Origin of the sequence: Thermobifida cellulosilytica TB100, assembly GCF_001517975.1 — a bacterium.
Lineage (GTDB): Bacteria > Actinomycetota > Actinomycetes > Streptosporangiales > Streptosporangiaceae > Thermobifida > Thermobifida cellulosilytica.
This window is the reverse complement of the sequence record NZ_KQ950180.1, coordinates 479,330-503,535: the sequence shown is the minus strand read 5'-3', so window position 1 is coordinate 503,535 and position 24,206 is coordinate 479,330. Positions and strand designations below refer to the sequence as shown.

Sequence of the window (24,206 nt, the reverse complement as noted above, 5' to 3'; positions counted from 1 at the left end):
GCGTCCGCGTGCCCGGCCGACCACCCGGAGTTGGTCCCCGCCGGTGCGCCGGTGCGCGCCCCGGGGCGTGAGCCCGCAGGACTCCAGTGCCGTTGACGGGAGGGGTGCCCATGGCCGCGGTCGACACCACCAGAGAACACCTCGACACGGGCGCGTGCGCGCTGCTACGGGGAGTCCTCCTGTCGAGGAGGGCGCCGTGAGGGGAGGCGCGCGGGTACGGCTCGGGGTGATCCTGGGGCTCTTCCTGGTCTACGCGCTGGGCACGCTGCTCCAGGTCGGCGAGGTGCCCCTGACCGTCTGGGCGGGGACCTGGCCGACGGCCGCCGCCGCCGCGGGTGCGGCGGCCGTGCTGCTGCACGCCTCCCGGTCGCGGGCGCGCGCCGACGAGGGCGAGGACGGCGGCGACGGCCCCGACAGCGCCTCCGCGCTGCGCCTGTTCGGCCTCGCCGCGCTGGCCTGGTGCGCGGGCTCGATCACCTACGGGGTCACCGGCCTGCTCAACGCCGGGGCCTTCTCGCTGACCTTCGGGGACCTGTTCTCCCTGGTGGCCCTGCCGCTGTTCACGCTGGGCTTCCTCAGGTTCGCGCCGCTGCCCCACCGGACGCGCGCCCTCGTCCGGTACGTGACCGACAGCTACGTGTGCGCGGCCGCGGTGTTCAGCGTCGTGTGGCTGCTCCTCTTCCAACCGCTCTACCAGGACCTGGGCGACGGCGCCGGGGTGGTGGCGTTCGCGCTGGTCTACCCGGTCGCCGACATCGCCGTGCTGTGCCTGCTGGGGCCGCTGGTGCTCACCTCGCCGCACAGCACCCGGCGCGCGGTGCTGCTCGCGACGGGGACGTTCGTCGTCATCTGCGTCGCGGACGTGATCGGGGCGGTCGGCCGGCTCTCCGGAGACGCCGTGGCGGGGGGCATCGAGTACCCGGTGCGGCTGCTCGGCTTCCTGCTCCTGGGGACGCTCCCCTGGCTGGTCCGCAGGAACGCGGGGGCGCGCCCGCGGCGGATCACCGGGCGCGGCCTGTACCGGGTGGCCCCGGAGATCGCCGCGGTGACGGCGCTGAGCCTCGCCGCGCTCGTCATGACCGTCGCCGGGCTGCGCGCGGACGGGATCGCTCCGGTGCTGCCGCTGGTCGCGGGGTCGGCCGTGCTCGTGCTGGTGGTGCGGATGGTCGGCATGATGGAGGAGAGCGCCGTCCTGGCGCGCATCGCGCAGACCCGGGAACGGCACCTGCACGAGCTGGCCGAGCACAGCGGCGACATCATCGTGATCCTGGAGGAGGACGGCCGGATCTTCTACATGAGCCCGGGGGCCGTCGAGATGTTCGGGTACCGCAGCGGCGACCCGGTGCTCGACAGGCCGGTGACGTCCCTGGTCCACCCCGAGGACCTGCCGGGCCTGGTCGCCGCCGTCGCCGGGTTCCGGCGGGGCGCGGAGAGCGTGCGGGTGCGGGCCCGGGTGCGCGCGGCCGACGGCACGTGGCGGCACACCACGTCCACCGTGTCGCAGTACGAGCGCCCCAGCGAGCCCAACCGCTACCTGCTCACCACCCGCGACATCAGCGCCCAGGTGGAGTTGCAGAAGCAGGTCGACCACCTCACCTTCCACGACGGGGTGACCGGGCTGCCCAATCGCGCCTACCTGGAGGAGCGCGTCCGCGAGGTGCTGGGCAGGCGGGCCGAGGCCGCGGAGGAGGGCCAGCAGCCGCTGGAGACCGCCGTCGTCTTCCTGGACCTGGACGGCTTCACCGCGGTCAACGACTCGGCCGGACACGCCTTCGGCGACTACCTGCTCGCCCAGGTCGGCCACCGGCTGCGCGCGGTCCTGGGCACGGGGGACACGCTGGCCCGGTGGGGCAGCGACGAGTTCGTGGCCCTGGTCGAGGAGCGCCCCCGCGCGGACAGCGTCGTCGACCTCGCCGAGCGGATGATCCGGGTGATCGAGGGCGAGCCGTTCCAGGTGGCCGAGCGCGACGTGGTGGTGACGGCCAGCGTGGGCGTGGCCTTCGCCGACCCCGGCGTGGACGGCGCGGAGCTGCTGCGCAACGCCGACATGGCCATGGCGCTGGCCAAGGAGCAGGGCGGCGGCCACGTCGAGGTCTACGCGGCGCACATGCACGCCCAGGTGGTGGAGCGGCTGGAGTTGCAGACCGAGCTGCGCCAGGCGCTCGCCGACCGCGCGTTCGTCCTGGAGTACCAGCCGGTGGTCAGCCTGGAGACCTCCCAGGTGACCGCGGTCGAGGCGCTGGTGCGGTGGCGGCGCGGGGACGGCGTGCTGGTGCCCCCGGAGGAGTTCATCGGCCCGGCGGAGGACTCCGGGCTGATCGTCCCCCTGGGGCAGTGGATCCTGCGGGAGGCGTGCCAGAAGGTCGCGGTGTGGCGGGCCACCACCGGGCTGGACATCGGCCTGTCGGTGAACGTGTCGGCCCGGCAGGTCCTGTCGCAGGGGTTCGTGCAGAGCGTGGAGGAGGTGCTCGCCGAGAGCGGGCTGGCCGCCGAGGCGCTCACCGTGGAGGTGGACGAGGAGATCCTGCTGGAGAACCCGGTCGTCGCGGCAGAGCGCCTCACCAGGCTGCGCGGGCTGGGCGTCCGGCTGGCCGTCGACGACTTCGGGATGGGGCACGCCTCGCTGTCCCACCTGCGGCGGCTGCGGGTGGACGCGATCAAGATCGACCCGTCGTTCGTCCGGGAGCTGGACTCCGACGACACCGTCACCCTGCTGACGCGGACCATCATCCGGCTGGGGCAGGACCTGGGGGTGCAGGTGGTCGCCGAGGGCATCGAGCACCCCTGGCAGCTACGGCGGCTCAAGGAGATGGGCTGCGCCTACGGGCAGGGGTTCCTGGTGGGACGGCCCATGGACGCCGCCGGGGTGGAGGCCCTGGTCGGCGGCGAGGCGAACGCCACCGTGCGGTGAGACGCCGGCCACAGGGGAGCGGGCGGGCGGATCCGGCACCCGGGGATGGCATGATGGAGACGCGCCCGGGCAGGCTGTTGCGGACTGCCCGAAGCAGTTCAAATGGCGGTCCAAATATCTCGCATCGTGAGACGAAGCGGTGTTCTGTTTGACGCGGGAGCCTTGACTCGGTCATTGTTGATGACGTGCAGAGCAACTTCCTGATCCTCGTACTTGGTCAGCGCGCAGCCCGCTGACCGAGTCGATGCTGCGCGCTCCCCTCAACCGCCCGGCGGTGGGGGGTTTTTTGTTGCCAGTCACGCGTTACCCGCCCTCTCTGAAGGATCTAGTGATGACCGAGCAGATGACCGGAGCCCAATCGCTCATCAGGTCGCTGGAGCACGTCGGCGTCGATGTCGTGTTCGGAATCCCCGGCGGGGCGATCCTCCCCGCCTACGACCCGCTGTACGACTCCGTCAAGGTGCGCCACATCCTGATGCGGCACGAGCAGGGGGCCGGGCACGCCGCCGAGGGGTACGCCTACGCCACCGGGCGACCAGGTGTGTGCATGGCCACCAGCGGCCCCGGGGCGACCAACCTGGTGACCCCGCTCGCCGACGCCTACATGGACTCGGTTCCTCTGGTCGCGATCACCGGGCAGGTGGCCAGCCCGGCGATCGGCACCGACGCCTTCCAGGAAGCCGACATCTGCGGCATCACCATGCCGATCACCAAGCACAACTTCCTGGTCCGCGACCCCGACAAGATCGCCAGCACCATCGCCGAGGCGTTCCACATCGCCTCCACCGGCCGCCCCGGCCCCGTCCTGGTCGACATCGCCAAGGACGCGCTGCAAGCCCAGACCCGCTTCTCCTGGCCGCAGCGGCTCGACCTGCCCGGCTACCGCCCGGTCACCAAACCGCACGGCAAGCAGGTCCGCGAGGCCGCGCGGATGATCGCCGAGGCCAAGCGCCCGGTCCTGTACGTCGGCGGCGGCGTGTTCAAGGCGGGTGCCTCCCAGGAACTGCGCGTGCTGGCCGAACTGACCGGCATCCCGGTCGTCACCACCCTGATGGCGCTGGGCACCTTCCCCAGCAGCCACCCCCAGAACCTCGGCATGCCGGGCATGCACGGCACCGTCGCCGCGGTGGGCGCCCTGCAACGCGCCGACCTCATCGTGGCGCTGGGCGCCCGCTTCGACGACCGGGTCACCGGCAAGCTCGACTCCTTCGCCCCCCACGCCAAGATCGTGCACGCCGACATCGACCCGGCGGAGATCTCCAAGAACCGGCACGCCGACGTGCCCATCGTGGGCGACTGTCGCGAGGTCATCGCGGACCTGGTGGTGGCGGTCCGCGCCGACCAGGCCGCCGGGCGCCAGGGCGACTACGCCGCCTGGTGGGACCAGCTCAACCGGATGCGCGAGACCTACCCGCTGGGCTACGACGAACCCGGGGACGGCTCCCTGGCCCCGCAGTACGTGATCCAGCGCATCGGCCAGATCGTCGGCCCCGAGGCGACCTACGTCGCCGGCGTCGGCCAGCACCAGATGTGGGCCGCCCAGTTCATCGACCACCAGCGCCCCGGCTCCTTCGTCAACTCCGGCGGCGCCGGGACGATGGGCTTCGCGGTCCCGGCCGCCCTCGGCGCCAAGGTCGGCGACCCCGACCGGGCGATCTGGGCGATCGACGGCGACGGCTGCTTCCAGATGACCAACCAGGAGCTGGCCACCTGCGCGGTGGAGGGCATCCCGATCAAGGTCGCCGTGATCAACAACGGCAACCTCGGCATGGTGCGGCAGTGGCAGACCCTCTTCTACGACGGCCGCTACTCCAACACCAACCTGCAGACCGCACCGCCGCCGGAGACCAAGAAGGTGCGGATTCCGGACTTCGCGCGCCTGGCGGAGGCGTACGGTTGTGTCGGACTGCGCTGCGAGCGCGCGGAGGACGTGGACGCCACCATCGAGAAGGCCATGGCCGTCGACGACGTGCCCGTGGTGATCGACTTCACCGTCAACCACGACTCGATGGTCTGGCCGATGGTCGCGGCCGGAGTCAGCAACGACAACATCCAGTACGCGCGCGACATGGCGCCCGACTGGGACGACGACGAGGAATAGGAGCGGCCCCGAAGATGAGTCTGCACACGCTGTCCGTCCTGGTGGAGGACACGCCCGGAGTGCTTGCTCGCGCGGCCTCCCTGTTCTCCCGTCGCGGCTTCAACATCAACTCCCTCACGGTGGGACCCACCGAGTACGAGGGACTGTCCCGCATGACGATCGTGGTCAACTGCGACCGCCACCCCCTGGAGCAGGTGACCAAGCAGCTCAACAAGCTGGTCAACGTCATCAAGATCGTCGAGATGGACCCCGAGGCGTCGGTGCGCCGGGAGCTGCTCCTGGTCAAGGTCAAGGCCGACCAGAGCAACCGCTCCCACGTGCTGGAGACGGCCCAGCTCTTCCGCGCCAACGTCGTCGACGTCAACCCGGACGTGGTCGTCATCGAGGCCACCGGCCAGCCCGAGAAGCTCGAGGCCCTCATCCGCAACCTGGAGCCGTTCGGGATCAAGGAGCTGGTGAAGTCGGGGGTGGTCGCCCTCGGCCGCGGTCCCAGGTCCATCACCGACCGGTCGCTGCGCGCCGTGGAGCGCAGCGCCTGACCCTGTATCCCGGGGATTCCCGCCGGGACCCCGAACGTCCCGGCGCGGCGGCGTCCGGCCCGGTTCCGCCCGCCGCGCCGCACGGACGACAGATCACTCAGCAAGGAGTTAAGCCGAAGTGGCAGCACAGATGTACTACGACGACGACGCCGACCTGAACCTCATCCAGGGGCGTACCGTCGCCGTCATCGGTTACGGCAGCCAGGGGCACGCGCACGCGCTGTCGCTGCGGGATTCCGGTGTCGACGTGCGGGTCGGTCTGCCCGAGGGCTCCAAGAGCCGGGCCAAGGCCACCGAGGACGGCCTGCGGGTCGTCACCCCGGCGGAGGCGGCCCAGGAGGCCGACCTCATCATGATCCTGGTGCCCGACCACATCCACCGGGACCTGTACGCCAACGAGATCGCCCCCCACCTCAACGAGGGCGACGCGCTGTTCTTCGGGCACGGCTTCAGCATCCGCTACGGCCTGATCCAGCCGCCGGAGGGCGTGGACGTGGCCATGGTCGCCCCCAAGGGCCCCGGCCACCTGGTCCGCCGCCAGTTCGAGGCGGGACGCGGCGTCCCGGTGCTGGTCGCGGTGGAGAAGGACGCCTCCGGCAGCGCTTGGGACCTGGCCCTGTCCTACGCCAAGGCCATCGGCGGCACCCGCGCCGGCGCGCTGAAGACCACCTTCACCGAGGAGACCGAGACCGACCTGTTCGGTGAGCAGGCCGTGCTGTGCGGCGGCGTGTCCGAGCTGATCAAGGCCGGTTTCGCCACCCTGGTCGAGGCGGGCTACCAGCCCGAGGTGGCCTACTTCGAGTGCCTGCACGAGATGAAGCTCATCGTCGACCTCATGTACGAGGGCGGCATCTCCAAGATGTACTGGTCGGTGTCGGACAACGCCGAGTACGGCGGCTACACCCGCGGTCCGCGCGTCGTGACCGAGGCCACCCGCGAGGAGATGCGCAAGATCCTGGGCGAGATCCAGGACGGCACCTACGCCCGCGAGCTGGTCGAGGAGTTCGACAACGGCCGGCCGAACTTCCTCAAGCGGCGCGAGGCCGAGCAGAACGAGCAGATCGAGATGGTCGGCAGCACCCTGCGCCCGCTGATGAGCTGGCTGAAGGGCTGACGGACCGGACGCTGCGCAGAGGGCCCCGGGAGCGACGGCTCCCGGGGCCCTCTGCCGTACTCTGGTCCAGACCAATGGGTCGAGTCGGCGGCTCGGCTAAGCTGGAGCTCCCGTAACAGAGCGGAAACCCGGCGCTAGACTTTTCCTTGGTCTGGCGCCTGGTCGGAGCCGACGCCGTCATAGCCGTGACTGCGGTGCCGCCGTAGTCGAACCACACGCACTCCCTATAAGGAATTCGCTGTGTCCAAGCCAGTCGTCCTGGTCGCGGAAGAACTCTCGCCCGCCGGAATCGCCCTGTTGGAAGAGGACTTCGAGGTCCGTTCCGTCGACGGCGCCGACCGCTCCCAGCTCCTCCCCGCGCTCGCCGGAGTCGACGCGCTGATCGTCCGCAGCGCCACCAAGGTGGACGCCGAGGTGCTGGCCGCGGGAACCTCCCTCAAGGTCGTGGCGCGCGCCGGCGTGGGGCTGGACAACGTCGACGTCGAGGCCGCCACCAAGGCCGGCGTGCTCGTCGTGAACGCCCCCACCTCCAACATCATCAGCGCCGCCGAGCAGGCCATCAACCTGCTGCTGGCCTCGGCCCGCAACACCGCGCCCGCCCACGCCGCCCTGGTGCGCGGCGAGTGGAAGCGCTCCAAGTACACCGGTGTCGAGCTGTACGACAAGACCGTCGGCGTGGTCGGCCTGGGCCGCATCGGCGTGCTTGTCGCGCAGCGGCTGGCCGCGTTCGGCACCAAGCTGATCGCCTACGACCCCTTCGTGCAGCCGGCCCGCGCCGCGCAGTTGGGCGTCGAGCTCGTCGAGCTGGACGAGCTGCTGGAGCGCAGCGACTTCATCACGGTGCACCTGCCCAAGACCAAGGACACGATCGGCCTCATCGGCGAGGAGGCGCTGCGCAAGGTCAAGCCGACCGTGCGCATCATCAACGCCGCGCGCGGCGGGATCGTGGACGAGACCGCCCTCTACAACGCCCTCAAGGAGGGCCGGGTCGCCGGGGCCGGGCTCGACGTGTTCGCCAAGGAGCCGTGCACCGACAGCCCGCTGTTCGAGCTGGAGAACGTCGTGGTCGCCCCGCACCTGGGCGCCAGCACGCACGAGGCGCAGGAGAAGGCCGGCACCCAGGTGGCCCGCTCCGTCAAGCTCGCACTGGCCGGCGAGTTCGTGCCGGACGCCGTCAACATCCAGGGCACGGGCGTGGCCGAGGACATCAAGCCGGGCCTGCCGCTGACCGAGAAGCTGGGCCGCATCCTCGCCGCGCTCGCCGGAGGCGCGATCACCCGCGTCGAGGTGGAGGTGCGCGGCGAGATCGTCGCCCACGACGTCAAGGTCATCGAGCTGGCCGCCCTCAAGGGCCTCTTCAGCGACATCGTCGAGGAGGCCGTGACCTACGTGAACGCGCCGCTGGTGGCCAAGGAGCGCGGCGTCGAGGTGAGCCTCACCACCGAGGAGGAGAGCCCGGACTGGCGCAACCTCATCACGGTGCGCGCCATCCTCGCCGACGGCCGGAGCGTCTCGGTGTCGGGAACCCTGACCGGCCCGCGCCAACTGGAGAAGATCGTCGAGGTCAACGGCTACACCATGGAGATCTCGCCCAGCGAGCACATGGCGTTCTTCTCCTACGACGACCGCCCCGGCGTGGTCGGCGTGGTCGGCCAACTGCTCGGCCGGGCCCAGGTGAACATCGCGGGCATGCAGGTCAGCCGGGACAAGGAGGGCGGCGCGGCGCTCATCGCGCTGACTGTGGACTCGGCCATCCCCGACGAGACCCTCACCGCCATCTCCACCGAGATCGGCGCCGAGATCACCCGGGTGGACCTGGTCGACTGACCCCTCCGCCCCCCGCAGCCGTGGCAGGGCCGCCGGACTCCCGGCGGCCCTCGCCTTTTCCCGCGGGGGCCGCCGCACCGCGGGGCCGTCCCGGATTTCCGTCCCCCCCGGTGCGGACTTTTAGTTGGTCTTCCGATATTCTGTCTTCCTAGCAATAGCGTTCCGTGGTGCTCCTGAGACCGGTCACTGTGGTCGGCGGAGCCGCGGAGCGCGGTGCCGCCGCCTCGACCAGGCCCGCGGCACCCCGTACCGGTCAGGTGATCCCACCGGAAGGCGGCGCCCGCCCGCCGGCCCCGACCGCGCCCGAAGACCCGGACGTCCGGCTGGAACGCCGTGTTGTCACCGTGTGCGCGCCCTCGCCGGGGCGGCCCGGATCGCGAATCGAGGACCGACCATGTACGAGACCACCACCACCGCCGAGGCCGACGAGGCCCGCCAGGCCCTACAGACCGCGCTCGACCGCCGCGACAACGGGGGGTCCGCGGGCCGCTGAGGCCCCGCCGCCCCGTCCGACCGGCGGCTCTGCCCGGGGCGCGGCAGCCCTGTCGCCGGACCGAAGGCGTGCTGACCACCACGAGTGCTGTCCCGTTTCGGTACCCTTGTCTCACCCCTGTTGTCGCTTGTCTCAACACGTGAGACACGGGGGCGTGCGCCCGCCGTCCGGAGTGCTCCGGGGCGTCGGACGCGCCGCCGAGACACCGTCCACATCCGAAGGCAAGGCTCTCTATGTCCGCTCGTACCGTGAAGTTGGCCGTGATCCCCGGTGACGGCATCGGGACCGAGGTCGTCGCAGAAGGGCTCAAGGTCCTCTCCGCCGTCGCCCCCAGGCACGGGCTCACCCTCGACACCACCGAGTACGAGCTGGGCGCCAAGCGGTGGCACGCCACCGGCGAGACCCTGCCCGACTCGGTCGAGGAGGAGCTGCGCCAGCACGACGCCATCTTCCTCGGTGCGGTCGGCGACCCCACGGTGCCCAGCGGTGTCCTGGAGCGCGGCCTGCTGCTGCGGCTGCGCTTCAACTTCTCCCACTACGTGAACCTGCGCCCGGTCCGGCTCTACCCGGGCGTGTCCACCCCGCTGGCCGGTGTCGAGCCCGAGGACATCGACATGCTGGTCGTGCGCGAGGGCACCGAGGGCCCCTACGCCGGGATGGGCGGCGTGCTCCGCAAGGGCACCCCCGGCGAGATCGCCACCCAGGACAGCGTCAACACCCGCTTCGGGGTCGAGCGCGTCGTCCGCTACGCCTTCGCCAAGGCCGCCGAGCGCCCGCGCCGCAAGCTCACCCTGGTCCACAAGGACAACGTGCTCACCTACGCCGGTGAGCTGTGGCAGCGCGTGGTCCGCGAGGTCGGCGCCGAGTACCCCCAGGTCGAGGTCGACTACCTCCACGTCGACGCGGCCACCATGTTCTTCGTGACCCAGCCGCGGCGCTTCGACGTGGTCGTCACCGACAACCTCTTCGGCGACATCATCACCGACCTCGGCGCCGCCGTCGCCGGCGGCATCGGCCTGGCCGCCAGCGGCAACATCAACCCCGAGGGCGAGTTCCCCAGCATGTTCGAGCCGGTGCACGGCTCCGCCCCCGACATCGCGGGCCAGGGCAAGGCCGATCCGACCGCGACCATCCTGTCCGCGGCGCTCATGCTGGACCACCTGGGCTACACCGACGCGGCCGCGCAGATCGAGCAGGCCGTGGCCGAAGACCTCCAGGCCCGGGCCAAGGACGGCACCACCCGCTCCACCGCCCAGATCGGCGACGACATCGCTCAGCGAGTAGCGGAGCAGGGCTAGGCGGGCACACCACCGCTCACGCCCTGCTGTTTCCGCGCGGCGCGGCTGAGCACAGTACCCCTTGATGCGACGGGCGCGCCCATGGCGCGCCCGTCGCCGTGTCCACACCTGCGGGACTGCTTCTGGCTCCGGGTGCGTCGTTTCCATCACACTAGTTCCTGGGACGGCAGTGTCGCCGTTCCGATGTATCCGAGAGGATCGACAGCACATGAGCAACGACACCACCACAAGCGGGTTGGCGTTCGACATCCAACTCTCCACCCGGCGGAGAACCCCGCAGGAGCGAGAGGCGATCCTGGAGAACCCCGGGTTCGGCAAAGTCTTCACCGACCACATGGTCACCATCCGCTACACCGCCGAGAAGGGCTGGCACGACGCGAAGCTCGAACCCTACGGGCCGCTGTCGCTGGACCCGGCCACCTCGGTCCTGCACTACGCGCAGGAGGTCTTCGAGGGCCTCAAGGCCTACCGGCACCCCGACGGCACCATCGCCTGCTTCCGGCCCGAGGCCAACGCCGCGCGCTTCAACCGCAGCGCCGCGCGCATGGCCATGCCCGAACTCCCCGAGGAGCTGTTCGTCGGCGCGATCGAGACCCTGCTCGCCCACGACGGCGACTGGGTCCCCTCCCAGGCCGACACCAGCCTCTACCTGCGCCCCTTCATGATCTCCACCGACGTCGGCCTCGGCGTCAACAGCCCGTCCAGCAGCTACCTCTTCGTCCTCATCGCCTCGCCGTCGGGGGCGTACTTCTCGGGCGGGGTCAAGCCGGTCACGGTCTGGCTGTGCGAGGACTACACCCGTGCCGCGCCCGGCGGCACCGGCGCGGCCAAGTTCGGCGGCAACTACGCGGCCAGCTTCCTGGCCCAGGCCCAGGCCGTCGAGCAGGGCTGCGACCAGGTCGTCTGGCTCGACGCCGTGGAGCACCGCTGGGTCGAGGAGATGGGCGGCATGAACCTCTTCTTCGTCTTCGGCTCCGGCCCGGAGGCCCGCCTGCTCACCCCGGAGCTGACCGGCACCCTGCTGCCCGGCATCACCCGGGACTCGCTGCTGAAGCTGGCCCCCGAGCTCGGCCTCCCCGTCGAGGAGGGGCGCATCTCCACCGACCAGTGGCGTGAGGCCGCGACCAGCGGGGAACTCACCGAGGTGTTCGCCTGCGGCACCGCCGCGGTCATCACCCCCGTCTCGCACGTCAAGAGCAGCAAGGGCGAGTTCCAGATCGCCGACGGCAAGCCCGGCCCGGTCACCCTGCGGCTGCGTGAGGAACTCGTCGGCCTCCAGTACGGCACCCGCCCCGACAGCCACGGGTGGGTCCGCAGGTTCGACCGCTAGCGGACCGGTCCGCCCGACAGCGTCCTCCCCGGTCCGACACCCACGGGACCGGGGAGGGGCCCGCCGCCCGCCCCGGGGAGTGCTCCCGCCGCCGCACCGGACGGACCGCACCGGGGAACCCGGGGCGCATCAGGTGGGGCGGGTGTGGCACACTTGATGACATGCTGCCTCAGGCGATCATTATCGTCGGGCGCGCTGGCTGAAACGGACCACGCCAGCGCGCTGACCTCTCGTGTCCACGAGGGGTCTTTTTTTGTTGGTGCGGGCGGCACGGTCACAGGCACACAGACCGGACTCGGGAGTTTCCGACATGCTGGACGACAGTTTCCACGTATTCGACACCACACTGCGGGACGGCGCACAGCGCGAGGGCATCAACCTCACCGTCTCCGACAAGCTCGCGATCGCGAAGCTGCTCGACGAGTTCGGAGTGGGATTCATCGAGGGCGGCTGGCCCGGCGCGAACCCGAAGGACACGGAGTTCTTCCAGCGAGCCCGAACAGAGCTGCCACTGAAACATGCCCAACTCACCGCGTTCGGCTCGACCCGGCGGGCCGGGACGCGGGCCGCCGAGGACCCCCAGGTGCTGGCGCTGCGCGACTCCGGCGCCCCCGTGGTCACCCTGGTCGCCAAGAGCGACGACCGCCACGTCGAACTGGCGCTGCGCACCACCCTCGACGAGAACCTCGCGATGATCGCCGACACCGTCACCTTCCTGCGGGAGCAGGGGCAGCGGGTGTTCGTGGACTGCGAGCACTTCTTCGACGGCTACCGGCACAATCCCGGATACGCGCTCGACGTGGTGCGCACCGCGGCCGAGGCGGGGGCCTCCGTGGTCGTGCTGTGCGACACCAACGGCGGCATGCTTCCCTCCGACGTCTTCCAGATCGTCACCGAGGTCCGCCAGGCCACCGGGGCAAGGCTGGGCATCCACGCCCAGGACGACACCGGCTGCGCGGTGGCCAACACGCTGGCCGCCGTCGAGGCGGGCGCCACCCACGTGCAGTGCACCGCCAACGGCTATGGCGAGCGGGTCGGCAACGCCAACCTGTTCTCCGTCGTCCCCGCCCTGGTGCTCAAGCGCGGTCGCGACGTGCTGCCCGAGGGCTGCCTGCGCGAGATGACCCGCGTCTCCCAGGCCATCGCCGAGATCGCCAACATCGCCCCGGCCACCCACCAGCCCTACGTCGGCATCTCCGCCTTCGCGCACAAGGCCGGGCTGCACGCCTCCGCCATCAAGGTCGACCCCGACCTGTACCAGCACATCGACCCGGCCCAGGTCGGCAACGACATGCGCATGCTGGTCTCCGACATGGCCGGACGCGCCTCGGTGGAGCTCAAGGCCAAGGAACTCGGCGTGGACCTGTCCGGCGACCGCGAGACCCTGGGCCGGATCGTGACGCGGGTCAAGGACATGGAGCTGGCCGGGTACAGCTTCGAGGCGGCCGACGCCTCCCTGGAGCTGCTGCTGCGCGAGGAGATCGGGCAGCCGGTCCGCTACTTCGAGGTGGAGTCGTGGCGGGCGATCTCCGAGCGGCGCCCCGACGGCAGCAACGCCAGCGAGGCCACGGTGAAGCTGTACGTCAAGGGCGAGCGGGTGATCGCCACCGGAGAGGGCAACGGGCCGGTCAACGCGCTGGACCGGGCGCTGCGCTCGGCTCTGGAGAGCGTCTACCCCGACCTGGCCACCATGGAGCTCACCGACTACAAGGTGCGCATCCTGGAGGGCACCTCCGGCACCGACGCGGTGACTCGGGTGCTCATCGAGTCCACCGACGGCCGCGACGAGTGGACCACCGTCGGCGTCGGCGAGAACGTCATCGACGCCTCGTGGATCGCCCTGGAGCAGGCCCTCACCTACGGGCTGCTGCGCCGGGGCTACACCCAGGGCTGACCGGACCGCCGCGGCGGCCGGGGGAGTGAGACCCCGGCCGCCGCGCTCCGCCCGGACGGGCGGAGCGGCCCGGTTCCGTCCGGGCGACGGGGAGACGGAGCCTCGTCAGGAGCGGGGAGACGGGCCCGGTGTCAGGGCTTGACCCATCCGTTCTTCGTGCAGCCCTGGAGGCCGAAGGTCTGCTGCTGCATGACCGGCGCCGGCTCGCCCGGAGCGGGGCAGTCCACGTGGCCGTTGCCCAGGGCGTGGCCCACCTCGTGGTTGATCACGTACGTGCGGTAGGTCTCCAGGTCCCCCTCGAAGTGCGGCACCCCCGAGACCCAGCGGTTCTGGTTGATCATCGCGCGGCCGTCCGCGAAGCAGGAGACGTAGCCGTCGGTCTGTAGCGGCGCGCAGTGCTCGTCCACGGTCTCCGGGGAGGCCAGGACGACCCGGAAGTCCACCGGGCCCTCGTCCACCCGCTGTAGGGAGCGCGAGCCGTCGTGGGTCCATCCCCGGGGGTCGCCCAGCACCTGCTCCACCGCGGCGGCGAAGTCCGCGGGGTCGCCGGGAAGGCCCTCCTCCACCTCCACCAGGTAGCGCAGGAGCGGCCCGTCGCCGGCCACCTGGCTCTCCCCCTCGACCACGCGCAGCTTCCCGCTCGCGCTGGCCACCTCCCGCTCCACCGAGCGCAGCAGCGGCGGCAGGGGCGACGGAGAGGCGGCGGAGCGGGACTCCTCCTGTGAGGTGGCGGGGACCGCCGACGCCGGTTCGGACGGCTCCAGGGGGAACACGTTGGCCGACACGACCCCCAGGCCGGACAGTGCAACCACCAGCCCCGCGATCGTCCCCAGCGGCAGTCGGCGCCGTCGGTGTCGACCGACATGGCGCGGTCGTCCTGCCTTCTGCGCAGTCATGGACAAGAGCGGCCTTTCTCGCGAATCGCAGATCATCTCATCTTTGCAGATCAGAAGGGGTGCGGGAGAGGAGAAAAAGGGGTGCGGGGGAGGGGCGGCCCCCGGTGTCGGACCGGGGGCCGGGAGGAGACGTCTAGCCCTTGGCGGTCACCTGCTGCACGACCTCGAAGCTCCAGAGCTCGCTGGCGGTCGCGGCCGGGCCCCCGTGGCCGTGGCCGGGCTGGCGGGACTCCTCGGCCGCCTGGGCGTGGCCCTGCTCGAAGGCCCGGCTCTTCAGCCAGTTCTGGAAGTCCTCCTCGGAGCGCCAGCGCGTGTAGACCAGGTACTTGTCGGTCCCCTCGACCGGACGCAGCAACTGGAACTCCTCGAAGCCGGGCTGGTTCTCCACCAGACCCGCCCGCCGCGCGAAGCGCTCCTCCAGGGTGGCACCGGCACCGGGCGGCACCGTCAGGACGTTGAACTTCACCACACTGGCCATGGGACACCTCTCATCGACGATGGTGGGTCGAACTACCGGCCAAACTAATGCAGCACCTGGGAGGGGCCGTTTCGGGGTGGAAGTCCTCGGCGGTTCGCCGCGCCGGGGGAGGTGTCCGACATCACCGGAACGCGGCGGTCCGTGCCCCCCGGCGGGGACACGGACCGCGCACAGGGCGGCGCCCGCCCACCGCTGCGGTGGACGGGCGCCTGTTCCGGTTGTCCGGTACCGATCAGTTCCCGAGGGGACTGTCAGCCAGCACCTGGCTCCTCTTTACAGAGGCGGGTAGGCGTTGGCCAGCAGCTCACGGAACTGGGCGGAGAACCAGTGGCCGGAGATCGGGGCGTTGGGCAGCGCACCCGAGGGGCTGTGGCCGTTGCGAGCGTTGCCCTGGTAGGTCGGGCTGCACATCTCGTCGAAGCCCTTGCCCTCGTCGTTCGGGATGTACTCGCTCGCACCGTCGGACTCGCCCGGAGGCTTGACCCAGACGTAGGCGTCGACGCCGGGCGCGGGGTTGGCGGTGGGACGCTCACCCATACCCGCACCGGCCTGGTTGCACCAGTTGCCGGGGTGGATACGGCGGTCGATGCGGCTCTGGTCGACGAAGGTGTTCAGGTCGGTCGACGAGCTCGGTCCGGTCGGACGGTTCGGGCCGCCCCAGCCGTTGCGAGAAGTGTCGATCAGCATGCCGATGTCGGAGCGGAAGCCCTTGGCGATCAGGGCCTGGCGCAGGTCCTGGACGAAGGACAGCTCATCGACGTACTGGTTCCAGTCGACCCACTTGGACTGGCGGATCAACTGGCCGTTGACCGTGCCCTGGACGTCCAGGTACGGCTCCACGGTGGGCGAGTAGTTGGCCGTGTTGGAGATGAAGCCGTGCACGTCGTCCACGGTGGCGCCGGAGGCGGTGGCGGCCTCGTAGAAGATGTTCACCGACGGGCCGAAGTTGGAGTCCCAACCGATCCAGCCGTGGTGGGCGGCGTCGATGTAGTTGTAGACGTTCGGGATCTCACCCAGCTTGTTCAGGGCGTAGCCGACGCCGTTGACGTAGTTGCCGTTCCGCTTCATCTCGTCGCACAGCTCGGTGCCACCGGCGTTGTCGCTGGTGTTGGTGACGAGGTTCGGCAGCGAGTCGATCTCGACGATCGTGACGATGCGCAGGTTGTCGTACTGCGCAAAGTCCCACATGATGTCGGCGATCGGGTCGATGTACTCGTTCTTGTACCGGTCGATCTCGTCCGGTCCGAGCTCACCGTTGGAGGCCAGCGCGGCACAGTCGCGACCCGGCAGGTTGTAGATGACGACCTGGATGACCAGCGGCTCGCCGTTGGCCTGGCGGACGGCCTCCTCCAGGTGGTCACGCAGACCCATGGAGCCGGTGGTCGGGCTGTCGTTGCCCTCGATGGCGCCGATGCGGTCCAGCCAGAGAGCGGTGGACACGTTGGCGACCGCGGAACCGCCCGGCTCGGCGGCGGCCTTGGCGGACCAGACCGGGTTCACGTAGCCCCTGGCGCCGGCGAACGGGTTGTCGACCTTGGTGCCGTTGTTGCCGCCGTTGTTGCCGCCGTCGTTGCCGCCGTCGTTCCCGCCGTCGTTGCCGCCGTCGTTGCCGCCGTCGTTCCCGCCGTCGTTGCCGCCGTCGTTGCCGCCGTCGTTCCCGCCGTCGTTCCCGCCGTCGTCGGATCCGTTACAGGTCACGCCGTTCAGGGTGAACGAGGTGGGCAGGTCGTTGGTGCCCGAGTAGGAACCGTTGAACCCGAAGTTCACGGTCCCGTTCGCGGCGACGGAGCCGTTGTAGGGGGCGTTGGTCACCCTCACGTGCTTGCCGGACTGGGTGTAGGACCCGTTCCACAGGTTCGTCACCTGCTGGTTGCCGGGGAAGTCCCACTCCAGGGTCCAGCTGTTGATCGCGCTGCCCAGGTTGGTGATGGTCACGTTGGCGGTGAAGCCGGTGCCCCAGGAGTTGACCTGGTAGTCCACCGAGCAGCCGGCGGCGTAGGCCGGAGCGGCCAGCGCCACCGTCGAGGCGCTGAGCGCCACGGCGGAGGCGGCGGCCAGGCCGCGCCTCATCCACGAACGCTTGTTCGTGGCACGAACTTTACTCATCTTGGTGTCTTCCTTGATCAGTGAAGTGTTCTCGATTCGGGGGGACAGTCGAGAACCGGACGCAACGGCGTTCGGCCGACTGGTCTGCGTGAGAACGCGGGCCGTCGGGTGCTCCGGGGGAGCGCGGGGGATGCGGAACACGGTTGCCTCCGACAGAGAGCGGGGGATGGGCGATTCAGTCGGACGGTCTGGGCCAGGTGGGTTTCCGTCAATGGGAGCGCTCCCACTGGCGGACCCAAAGGGGGTCGAAAATGCGCGTCACATGTGAGCCCTACCGTGACCGCCTTCACTCCTTCGTGTGATGGGCGACACGGGAGCGCTCCCAAAAGAGAGTAGCCACTCCATGACCCGTTGTAAATACTCCGTTAAGTGGGCTTATGTGATTACCGGAGGGGACGGGTCGTGTGCGGACCGTTTCCGGGCGGGGTGTGCTCCGGTGATCGGTGCGGGACGGTCGGTGAGGGGAGGAAGCGGAAATAAGGACACCTCGATGTGCCAAGGAAAACGGTCCGAAATTGGGGGGTCGGTAGCCTGGGAGTGATCAACCGCACTCGAAGGATGAGGGGGAGTCCCGTGCGCATCGCGAGATTCTCGGCCGGTGATGAGGTCGGTTTCGGCCTGGTCGACACCGACGACGAGGGCAACCGGTTCGTCTCGCGGATGAAGGGGCATCCGCTGCTGGGCCAGATCCAGCTCACCGGGGAACGCAAGAAGCTCGAAGACGTGCGGCTGCTCTCCCCGGTGCTGCCCACCAAGGTCGTGTGCATCGGCAAGAACTACGCCGACCACGTCGCGGAGATGAGCCACATCACCGGAGAGAAGGGCGCGGACCCGGTCGTCTTCCTCAAGCCCTCGACCGCCGTGGTCGGCCCCAACGACCCGGTCTTCTACCCGGCGCTCTCCTCACGGGTGGACTACGAGGGCGAACTGGCCGTGGTCATCGGCCGGCTCTGCCGAGAGGTCCCGGTCGAGCGGGCCAAGGACGTCATCTTCGGCTACACCGTCGGCAACGACGTCACCGCCCGCGACCTGCAACAGAGCGACCAGCAGTGGACCCGGGCCAAGGGGTTCGACTCCTTCTGCCCGCTCGGCCCGTGGATCGAGACCGGGCTGAGCCTGGAGGAGGCGGGCAAGCTGCGCATCACCACCACCGTGGACGGCGAGGTCCGCCAAGACGGCAACACCGCGCAGATGATCCACGGCATCCCCGAGATCATCGCCTACGTGAGCTCCTTCATGACCCTGCTGCCCGGCGACGTGATCCTCACCGGGACCCCGGCCGGAGTCGGCCCGGTGGAGGTGGGACAGCACATGACGGTCGAGATCGAGGGCGTCGGCGAGCTGACCAACCGGGTGGTCGCCCGGGACTGACCTCACCGGTCGGCGCAGAGCGCCACGAGCAGCGGGCCCGTGCCGCCTCCAGGGCGACGGCACGGGCCGGAGCGGCTCAGCGGCGGACGGGCCTGCGGTAGGCGAGCCGACGCAGCAGGACCTCGGCGGGACCGCGCTGGCCGGCGCGTTCCAGCAGGTAGGCCAGGACCACGGTGGCGAGCCAGACGCCGGTGGCGTACAGGGCCATGGTGGCGCTGTGCAGGTGGGCGCCCAGCCCCAGGCCCCAGGCGGCCAGGACGGGGGCGAACAGCACGGACTGGGCGAGGTAGCAGGACAGGGAGCGCTTGCCGACGGCAGCCAGGGCGGTCACCACCGTGCCGGTGGCGGCGCGGCGGCTGAGGCGGTGGGCGATCAGTCCGAACAGGGCCACGTAGCCGAGCCCGGTGGCCAGTCCGGTGGCCGAGGCGACGGAGATCATCGTCTCGCCCAGCAGTGGGGGCAGCTCCAGCAGGCCCAGGTGGTACAGGGCGTGCGGCAGGGCGCCGAGCCAGCCCAGGGGAATGCCGACCAGGGCGGTGGTGCGCAGCAGCCGCAGGTGCCTGCCGGGCTCCTCCAGGACGCGGCGGCGGGCGGCCCAGAAGGCCAGCAGGATCGCGACCGGGATGGTGAAGGTGAGCAGCCCCTGCGCCACCACCAGGAACAGCCAGGGGACGATGCGCAGCAGCACCGAGGTGGGGTAGTCCTCCACGGCGTTGAGCGCGGGCGAGGGCACCAGCGAGCTGAGGGGGTCGTCTCCGGCGGGGGCCGGGGCGGCGCTCTCCGGGGTGGCGAGCGCGCCCAGCACGGCCAGCGCCGTCGTGGCCAGGAGCAGCCCGCTGAGGACGGCCGCCCAGACCAGCAGGGTGCGGTCGGCGCGGCGCAGGAAGAGCCAGCCGAAGAGCAGGCCGACGAAGCCGTAGGCGCCGAGGATGTCGCCGTACCACAGCAGGGCGGCGTGGACCAGGCCGAAGGCCAGCAGCCACAGGTTGCGGCGGCGCAGCAGGGCGCGCACGGCCTTCTCGTCGGCCCCGGCGGCGCGCTGGCGGAGCCACAACTGCACCATGCCGTAGCCGAACAGGAAGGCGAACATGGGGTAGGTACGGCCGTCCACCACGGTCATCAGGACGCCCTGCACGATCCGGTCGGCCGTGGACCCGTCCACCGGGTGGGCGACCACTCCGGAGGACTCGGCGGCCCACAGGTACCAGACCGAGTTGGCCAGCGCGATCAGCAGCAGCATGAAGCCGCGTGCCAGGTCGGGCGCGAGCGCCCGTTCCCGGGAGCCCACCGGCCCGCGCAGTGCGGACGTGCCGCCGGGCGGTGGCGGAGCGGATTGGTGTACGACGTCAACAGGGTCGTGCCCCGCCGGTTCTCCGGGGCGGTCGTGTCCGGCCATGGTTCACCTTCTTTCCTGAACGGAGAGGACCACTCCCCCTGCCGAGTGTATGGCATAAACAGAGTGAGAATCACCTGAAAGTCGTGGTTTTCCGCTTTTGGTGTTCTAGTGCAGAACGGTCGTCCGGCGCCTGTGTGCCAGGGAAGAAGGACGGGGAGACGAGGGTTCCAGAGGGGTGTCGCGAGGTGGGGCACCTGCCTAGTGCACTAGTACACTCGGGAACGTCAGGCGTCATGGGAGGAAAGCGTGGACGACTCCGCCCCCCGCCGGGAGCCGCCCTACGTGCGGATCGCGGCCGACATCCGCTCGCGCATCGAGTCCGGTGAACTGCGCCCGGGTGAGCGCGTGCCCTCCACGCGCGAGATCACCCGCCGCTGGGGGGTGGCCATGGCCACCGCCACCAGGGCCCTCGCGGTGCTGCGCGACGAGGGCCTGATCCTGCCCCGGCCCGGGGTCGGCAGCGTGGTGCGCCGGACGGTCCAGCCGCGGGGGGCGGAGCGGCCCCAGCCCCGGCGCGCCCGGCCGCGGAGCACCGAGACAGGGCTCAGCCACACGGCGATCGTGCGCGCCGCGATCGCCGTCGCCGACGCCGAGGGCATCGACGGGCTGTCCATGCGCCGGGTGGCCGCGCAGCTCGGCGTCACCACCATGGCCCTGTACCGGTACGTCTCCGCCAAGAGCGACCTGGTCCGGCAGATGGCCGACGCCGTGTTCACCGAGCACGCCCTGCCCGACCCGCCGCGGGACTGGCTCACCGGGCTGGAGCTGGCCGCCCGCAGGCACTGGGAGATGTTCCGGCGCCACCCCTGGATGGCCCGCCTGGTCTCGCTGCCGCGTCCGCTGCTGACCAGGGGAGCCATCGCCCAGACCGAGTGGATGATGCGGCTGCTCACCGCACGCGGCCACGACCCGTCGACCGCCCTCCGCGCGGTCGCCTCCCTCACCGGCTACGTCTACGGCATGGCAGGCCAGCTCGGCCTCGACGCGGAGGAGGAGAAGGAGACCGGCCTCAGCTCCGCCGAGTGGTGGGAGGTCCAGGAGGAGCACCTCGCCCCGTTCGAGGAGAGCGGCGACTACCCGGTCCTGTTCGCCGTCCCCGAGCCGCCCGACATCGACGCCGTCTTCGACTTCGGCCTGCGGCGCCTGCTCGACGGGCTGGCGGGCTTCTTCGGACCGGGGGAGGAGGGCGGCCCGTCGGACAGCGCCCGGGACGACTCCCCCTCGATAGGCTGAAGCCGTGACTGACAAGGCTATTCGCACCCGCTTCGCGCCCTCCCCGACGGGGATGTTCCACGTCGGCGGCGCACGGTCGGCGCTGTTCAACTGGGCGCTCGCCCTACAGCAGCCGGACGGCAGACTCGTCCTGCGCATCGAGGACACCGACGCCGCGCGCAACCGGCCCGAGTGGACCGAGGGCATCCTGCGCGCGCTGTCCGCCCTCGGCATCGACGAACGGGATCCGCACTTCGAGGGCCCCTACTTCCAGTCGTCCTACGCCGACAAGCACCGCGAGGTCGCCGAGGCGCTGTACCGGAACGGCCGCGCCTACTACTGCGACTGCACCCGCGAGCAGGTCCAGGAGCGCCGCGGCAACCCCCACCTCGGCTACGACGGGTACTGCCGGGACCGCGGGCTGGGACCGGGGCCGGGCCGGGCGCTGCGCTTCCGGGTCCCCGACGGCGGTCCCACCGTGGTCGACGACAAGATCCGGGGCCGGGTCGAGTTCGACCACAGCGCGATCGAGGACTTCGTGATCGCGCGCGCCGACGGCTCCCCCCTGTTCGTGCTGGCCAACGTGGTCGACGACATCGAGATGGACATCACGCACGTCGTGCGCGGCGAGGAGCACCTGTCCAACACCCCCAAGCAGCAGTTGCTGTGGGAGGCGCTGGACCGCACCCCGCCGGTCTGGGCGCACCTGCCGGTGATCGTCAACGAGAAGCGGCAGAAGCTGTCCAAGCGCCGCGACAAGGTCGCGCTGGAGGACTACCTCGCCGAGGGGTACCTGCCCGAGGCGATGGTCAACTACCTGATGCTGCTCGGCTGGGGCCCCGGCGGGGACCGCGAGATCATGCCGTTCGAGGAGATGGTCCCGCTGTTCCGGCTGGAGGACGTCAACAGCTCCAGCGCCTTCTTCGACGAGAAGAAGCTGCGCGCCTTCAACGGCGAGTACATCCGCGCGCTCGACGTGACCGAGTTCATCGAGCGCTGCGCGCCGTGGCTGGGATCGGAGAGCGCGCCCTGGCCGGCGGAGAACTTCGACGCCAAGGTGTTCGAGGCCGTCGCGCCGCTGGCGCAGAGCCGGGTCGCCGTGCTCAGCGAGATCGTCCCCTACGTCGACTTCTTCTTCCTGGACCGGCCGGTGGAGGACGAGAAGAGCTGGGCCAAGGCCATGAAGCCGGGCGTGGGCAGGGAGATGCTCGGCGCGGCCCTGGAGCGCTTCGCCGACCCGGCCCTGGAGTGGCGGGCCGAGCCGCTCAAGGAGGCCCTGGAGGAGGTCGCCGCGGCGCAGGGGCTCAAGCTCGGCAAGGCCCAGGCCCCGGTGCGGGTGGCGGTCACCGGCCGCACGGTCGGACTGCCGCTGTTCGAGTCGTTGGAGCTGCTGGGTCGGAGCCGGGTGCAGGAGCGGCTGCGCGCCGCTCTGGACCGGCTCGGGGACGCGGACGAGTGACCCGGAGAGCGGGGCGGCACCGAGCTGCCCCGCTTTCCGTTCGCGAGCACGCCAGATGTCCGCTAAAGTTATGCCTGCGCCAAGGGGAGCGGCTCCCAGAGCGGGCCGGTCTCCGATGAGCACTGGGGTATGGTGTAATTGGCAGCACGACTGATTCTGGTTCAGTTAGTCTAGGTTCGAGTCCTGGTACCCCAGCGGTGGTCCTCCCGGAAGCCATCCGTGCTGAACCTCCACCACGACTTCGCAGTCGTCCACGGCCCCCGTCGTCTAGCGGCCTAGGACGCCGCCCTCTCAAGGCGGTAACGCCGGTTCAAATCCGGTCGGGGGTACTCACAGGGACTCTCCGCCACACAGGAGTTGTTCTGCGAGGGGACGCTGTTCGTCTCCGAATTCGGGACGTCGCAGTCTCCGGGATTCCGGCTCGCGGCCGTCCGGTCCAGGCCCCCGTCGTCTAGCGGCCTAGGACGCCGCCCTCTCAAGGCGGTAACGCCGGTTCAAATCCGGTCGGGGGTACCAGTCGGAAGAGCCCCGCCTCACCGAGGCGGGGCTCTTCCGTTGTCGCCTCCCTTCCGGCGCCCGCCACGCTCGCGCCGAGGCGTGCGGGGTACACCTCCCCGTAGCCGGTGCTCCGGAGAGGGCCAGGATCGCGGAGGCGGACATGGGCGGACGAGGGCGGGCCGCAGCGGCGGCACTGCTGCTGGCGGCGGCGGGCTGCGGGGGCGGCTCCGAGCAGGAGGCTCCGGTACCGCCGACCACCTCCGCCCAGGAGACGAGCGCGCCGGAGCAGGGCCTGCGGGTCGGCGCGCCGGAGGTCGTCGCCACCGGGCTGCGCGTCCCCTGGGCGATCGCGTTCCTGCCCGACGGCGCGGCGCTGGTGTCGGAGCGCGACTCCGGGCGCGTCCTGCGGGTCTCCCCCGACGGCGCCGTCGGGGAGGCGGGTACGGTCCCCGGGGTGGCCCCGGACGGGGAGGGCGGCCTGCTGGGCCTCGCGGTCCCCCCGGACTTCGCCGAGGAGCCGCTGGTCTACGCCTACCTCACCACCGGGTCCGACAACCGCGTCGTCCGCATGGCCTACGACCCCGGCCGCGGCCTCGGGGAGCCGGAGACGGTCGTGGCCGGCATCCCCAGGGCGGCCAACCACAACGGCGGCCGGATCGCGTTCGGCCCCGACGGCACGCTGTACGTGGCGACCGGGGACGCGGGCCGGGAGGAGCTGGCCCAGGACACCGGTTCGCCGGCGGGCAAGATCCTGCGGATGACACCCGACGGGGAGCCGGTCCCGGACGCCCCCTTCGGCAACCTCGTGCACAGCTACGGGCACCGCAACGTGCAGGGGCTGGCCTGGGACGCGGACGGCACCCTGTATGCCACCGAGTTCGGCCAGAACACCTTCGACGAGGTCAACGTGATCGAGGCGGGCGGCAACTACGGCTGGCCGGAGGTGGAGGGGACCGGCGGCGGCCCGGAGTTCGTCGACCCGGTGGCCACCTGGAGCACCGACGAGGCCTCTCCCAGCGGGGCGGCGGTCGCGGGCGGCGCGCTGTGGGTCGCGGCGCTGCGCGGGGAGCGCCTGTGGCGGGTCCCGCTGACCGGCGACGCCGCCGACCCGGTGGGCGCCCCCGAGGCCCTCCTCGTCGGCGACCACGGCAGGCTGCGCGCGGTCGAGGTGGAGCCCGGCGGGCGGGCGCTGTGGGTGGCCACCAGCAACCGCGACGGCCGGGGGAGCCCCGACGCCGACGACGACGTGCTGCTGCGCGTCCCGCTGGGCGGATGACTCCGGC

General features: G+C 70.9%; 16 protein-coding genes and 3 tRNA genes. 15 read left to right on the top strand and 4 right to left on the bottom strand.

The annotated features are described in order from the left end of the window. Positions 1-196: 196 nt before the first annotated feature. From AC529_RS02135 to cimA, 8 genes are all read left to right on the top strand, one after another. Positions 197-2,911, top strand: a complete 2,715-nt coding sequence (locus tag AC529_RS02135; protein ID WP_068753228.1) for a putative bifunctional diguanylate cyclase/phosphodiesterase — start codon at positions 197-199, stop codon at positions 2,909-2,911. 331 nt (positions 2,912-3,242) lie between these two features. Continuing rightward, entirely contained in the window at positions 3,243-5,012 is a 1,770-nt protein-coding gene (locus AC529_RS02130) for an acetolactate synthase large subunit (protein ID WP_068753227.1), read from the top strand. Between the two features lie 14 nt (positions 5,013-5,026). Next, on the top strand, positions 5,027-5,551 hold the full coding sequence (gene ilvN / locus AC529_RS02125; protein WP_068753226.1) for an acetolactate synthase small subunit: 525 nt from the start codon (positions 5,027-5,029) through the stop codon (positions 5,549-5,551). 118 nt (positions 5,552-5,669) lie between these two features. After that, complete coding sequence (ilvC, locus tag AC529_RS02120; RefSeq protein WP_198156264.1) at positions 5,670-6,665, top strand: ketol-acid reductoisomerase; 996 nt, start codon at positions 5,670-5,672, stop codon at positions 6,663-6,665. A gap of 240 nt (positions 6,666-6,905) precedes the next feature. Next, the gene (gene serA / locus AC529_RS02115) at positions 6,906-8,492 is read left to right on the top strand and encodes a phosphoglycerate dehydrogenase (protein WP_068753224.1); all 1,587 of its coding nucleotides are present in this window, start codon (positions 6,906-6,908) and stop codon (positions 8,490-8,492) included. A gap of 726 nt (positions 8,493-9,218) precedes the next feature. Then, positions 9,219-10,283: a 3-isopropylmalate dehydrogenase gene (locus AC529_RS02110; protein WP_068753223.1), complete on the top strand. Its 1,065-nt coding sequence runs from the start codon at positions 9,219-9,221 to the stop codon at positions 10,281-10,283. A 208-nt stretch (positions 10,284-10,491) separates the two neighbouring features. Next, a complete protein-coding gene (locus tag AC529_RS02105) occupies positions 10,492-11,613 on the top strand; it encodes a branched-chain amino acid aminotransferase (protein ID WP_068753222.1) in 1,122 nt (373 codons plus the stop codon). 310 nt (positions 11,614-11,923) lie between these two features. Beyond that, positions 11,924-13,507 (top strand): citramalate synthase, encoded by a 1,584-nt coding sequence (gene cimA / locus AC529_RS02100; protein ID WP_068753221.1) that lies wholly within the window; start codon positions 11,924-11,926, stop codon positions 13,505-13,507. A gap of 131 nt (positions 13,508-13,638) precedes the next feature. Here the strand turns inward: cimA and AC529_RS02095 are convergent, their stop codons facing one another. From AC529_RS02095 to AC529_RS02085, 3 genes are all read right to left on the bottom strand, one after another. Continuing rightward, positions 13,639-14,403, bottom strand: a complete 765-nt coding sequence (locus tag AC529_RS02095; RefSeq protein WP_068753220.1) for a DUF3152 domain-containing protein — start codon at positions 14,401-14,403, stop codon at positions 13,639-13,641. A 133-nt stretch (positions 14,404-14,536) separates the two neighbouring features. Beyond that, positions 14,537-14,881, bottom strand: a complete 345-nt coding sequence (locus AC529_RS02090) for an antibiotic biosynthesis monooxygenase family protein (RefSeq protein ID WP_068753219.1) — start codon at positions 14,879-14,881, stop codon at positions 14,537-14,539. Between the two features lie 273 nt (positions 14,882-15,154). Beyond that, positions 15,155-16,987 carry a glycoside hydrolase family 6 protein gene (locus AC529_RS02085; protein ID WP_068753218.1) on the bottom strand — a complete coding sequence of 611 codons (1,833 nt, stop codon included), beginning with the start codon at positions 16,985-16,987 and terminating at the stop codon, positions 15,155-15,157. 573 nt (positions 16,988-17,560) lie between these two features. Between AC529_RS02085 and AC529_RS02080 the strand changes: the two genes are divergently transcribed. Then, on the top strand, positions 17,561-18,358 hold the full coding sequence (locus AC529_RS02080) for a fumarylacetoacetate hydrolase family protein (protein ID WP_068753217.1): 798 nt from the start codon (positions 17,561-17,563) through the stop codon (positions 18,356-18,358). A 76-nt stretch (positions 18,359-18,434) separates the two neighbouring features. On the opposite strand, the gene AC529_RS02075 is transcribed toward AC529_RS02080, so the two are convergent. Beyond that, the gene (locus AC529_RS02075) at positions 18,435-19,754 is read right to left on the bottom strand and encodes a DUF418 domain-containing protein (RefSeq protein WP_068753216.1); all 1,320 of its coding nucleotides are present in this window, start codon (positions 19,752-19,754) and stop codon (positions 18,435-18,437) included. Positions 19,755-20,000: 246 nt separating this feature from the next. Between AC529_RS02075 and AC529_RS02070 the strand changes: the two genes are divergently transcribed. The 6 genes from AC529_RS02070 (at position 20,001) to AC529_RS02045 (ending at position 24,199) form a co-directional block, all read left to right on the top strand. Further along, a complete protein-coding gene (locus AC529_RS02070; RefSeq protein WP_083947867.1) occupies positions 20,001-20,987 on the top strand; it encodes a TetR/AcrR family transcriptional regulator C-terminal domain-containing protein in 987 nt (328 codons plus the stop codon). Positions 20,988-20,991: 4 nt separating this feature from the next. Continuing rightward, positions 20,992-22,425 carry a glutamate--tRNA ligase gene (gltX, locus tag AC529_RS02065; RefSeq protein WP_083947866.1) on the top strand — a complete coding sequence of 478 codons (1,434 nt, stop codon included), beginning with the start codon at positions 20,992-20,994 and terminating at the stop codon, positions 22,423-22,425. A gap of 123 nt (positions 22,426-22,548) precedes the next feature. Next, a tRNA-Gln gene (locus AC529_RS02060) sits at positions 22,549-22,620 on the top strand. Positions 22,621-22,681: 61 nt separating this feature from the next. Then, positions 22,682-22,754: transfer RNA gene (locus AC529_RS02055), tRNA-Glu, on the top strand. A 111-nt stretch (positions 22,755-22,865) separates the two neighbouring features. After that, positions 22,866-22,941, top strand: a tRNA-Glu gene (locus AC529_RS02050). Between the two features lie 142 nt (positions 22,942-23,083). After that, positions 23,084-24,199 carry a PQQ-dependent sugar dehydrogenase gene (locus AC529_RS02045; protein ID WP_068753214.1) on the top strand — a complete coding sequence of 372 codons (1,116 nt, stop codon included), beginning with the start codon at positions 23,084-23,086 and terminating at the stop codon, positions 24,197-24,199. Positions 24,200-24,206: the final 7 nt, after the last annotated feature.

Excerpts from the sequence above, each read along its gene's own strand:
- AC529_RS02130 (WP_068753227.1), top strand. The coding sequence starts at position 3,243 with ATGACCGAGCAGATGACCGGAGCCCAATCGCTCATCAGGTCGCTGGAG.
- ilvN (WP_068753226.1), top strand. The coding sequence starts at position 5,027 with ATGAGTCTGCACACGCTGTCCGTCCTGGTGGAGGACACGCCCGGAGTG.
- AC529_RS02110 (WP_068753223.1), top strand. The coding sequence starts at position 9,219 with ATGTCCGCTCGTACCGTGAAGTTGGCCGTGATCCCCGGTGACGGCATC.
- AC529_RS02105 (WP_068753222.1), top strand. The coding sequence starts at position 10,492 with ATGAGCAACGACACCACCACAAGCGGGTTGGCGTTCGACATCCAACTC.
- cimA (WP_068753221.1), top strand. The coding sequence starts at position 11,924 with ATGCTGGACGACAGTTTCCACGTATTCGACACCACACTGCGGGACGGC.
- AC529_RS02095 (WP_068753220.1), bottom strand. The coding sequence starts at position 14,403 with ATGACTGCGCAGAAGGCAGGACGACCGCGCCATGTCGGTCGACACCGA.
- AC529_RS02090 (WP_068753219.1), bottom strand. The coding sequence starts at position 14,881 with ATGGCCAGTGTGGTGAAGTTCAACGTCCTGACGGTGCCGCCCGGTGCC.
- AC529_RS02085 (WP_068753218.1), bottom strand. The coding sequence starts at position 16,987 with ATGAGTAAAGTTCGTGCCACGAACAAGCGTTCGTGGATGAGGCGCGGC.
- AC529_RS02075 (WP_068753216.1), bottom strand. The coding sequence starts at position 19,754 with ATGGCCGGACACGACCGCCCCGGAGAACCGGCGGGGCACGACCCTGTT.
- AC529_RS02045 (WP_068753214.1), top strand. The coding sequence starts at position 23,084 with ATGGGCGGACGAGGGCGGGCCGCAGCGGCGGCACTGCTGCTGGCGGCG.